Here is a 1,323-nt window from a genome sequence, read left to right as displayed (position 1 = left end):
GGGTGCTGCCGGTGCTGCCGGTACCGCCGGTACCGCCGGCCGCGGTCACCACGGCGTTGAAGTCGCCGACGGCGTCCGTCATGGCGAGCTGGAAGTCCCGGGCCGTCATGGCATTGGCCTCCTCGGTCGTGCGGTACTTCGCGCTCAGCGACCGGACGCCGTCCCGCAGGTCGGTCAGCCCGGTCACCAGCGAGGCCAGCGCATCGCCGAAGTCCTTCTTCAGCCCGTCGTCGCCGTTGGGCCCGTTCACCTTGTTGCGCATCAGATTGGCGTGGTAGAAGGCGCCCGGGGCCACCGAGACGCCGTCCAGCGCGGTGATCACGGCGTTCATCGGCGCGATCAGCCGGTCGATGTTGGCGGCGAAGAGGTCCAGCGAGGGCGTGCTCACCGCGGTGCCGCCGGGTCCGGTGGCACCGTTGCGCGGCACGGTCGGCAGCAGGATCGGATCGGTGTCGCTGAACGTGCCGTGGCCGGCGCCGACGTGGGGGTCGCCGGTCCAGTGGTGGTCGCCGCCGGTCCCGGAGTCCGAGCCGGATTCGTCCCCGGTCCCGCCCCCTCCCCCGTAGTCGTTGTTGTTGATGTTCGGGTCGGAGGAGGATTCGTCGCGCTCCGACATGTCACTGGTCCCAGAGGCCCGCGCCGAACCGCTCACCGGAGTGGTAGGCGTCGTGGACCCCGCCGAGCGCGGTCGTCGCGTTCTGCGCCAGCAGGACCATGTCGGCCGCCGCGGCGTCCCAGCGGAGCTTTGCGGCGTCGTACGTGCTGCGGGCGTCGCTGCTCCACTCGCTCAGGTGCTGCGTGGTGCCGTCGTCCAGCTGGCTCAGGGTCTGCTGGAGCCTGCTGCTGATCGCCGACATCTCGCCGACGATGTACTCGACCTGGCTCATGTTGACGGTGTAGGTGCTCATGAGGTGACTCCTCCGGGGTGCGGGGCTGCGGCGCTACGGGAAAGGGGGCGGGCGGCTCAGAACCCGGGCAGCGGGGCGGCCATCCCCTTGCTGAGCTGGGAGGCCAGGTCGGTGGTGGCCTGGTGGGTGGTGTCGTAGCTGCCGGTGTTCGCCTGGAGCTTCTCCAGCATCAGGGCGAGCTGGCTGCGCACGGTGCCGAAGTCCTGCAGCCAGGTGTTCATCGCGCCGAGGTAGGTGCTGGACGCCTCACCGGTCCAACTCGCCTGCAGGGTCTCGATCTGGCTCGCCATCTGCGTGTAGGTGCGGTTCACCTCGTCCAGCGCGGTCTGGAAGTTGCCCTGGGCGGACAGCATCCCCTCGATGCTGACGGAGGTCGTCTGGTTGGCCATCGGCCGGTCCTCTCGGGAGTGGCGGG

General features: G+C 70.0%; 3 protein-coding genes. All 3 read right to left on the bottom strand.

The window, feature by feature from the left end:
• The coding region (locus MCM47_RS40875; RefSeq protein ID WP_238951846.1) for a hypothetical protein at positions 1 to 616 on the bottom strand (616 nt) is incomplete at its 3' end.
• Position 617: 1 nt separating this feature from the next.
• Positions 618 to 908: a WXG100 family type VII secretion target gene (locus MCM47_RS40870; protein WP_238862090.1), complete on the bottom strand. Its 291-nt coding sequence runs from the start codon at positions 906 to 908 to the stop codon at positions 618 to 620.
• Between the two features lie 56 nt (positions 909 to 964).
• Positions 965 to 1,323: WXG100 family type VII secretion target (locus MCM47_RS40865; RefSeq protein WP_238951800.1), on the bottom strand; the 359-nt coding region annotated here is incomplete at its 5' end.

Source organism: Kitasatospora sp. A2-31, from assembly GCF_022288725.1.
Lineage (GTDB): Bacteria > Actinomycetota > Actinomycetes > Streptomycetales > Streptomycetaceae > Kitasatospora.
This window is presented reverse-complemented; position numbering and strand designations above follow the sequence as displayed.

Excerpts from the sequence above, each read along its gene's own strand:
- MCM47_RS40870 (WP_238862090.1), bottom strand. The coding sequence starts at position 908 with ATGAGCACCTACACCGTCAACATGAGCCAGGTCGAGTACATCGTCGGC.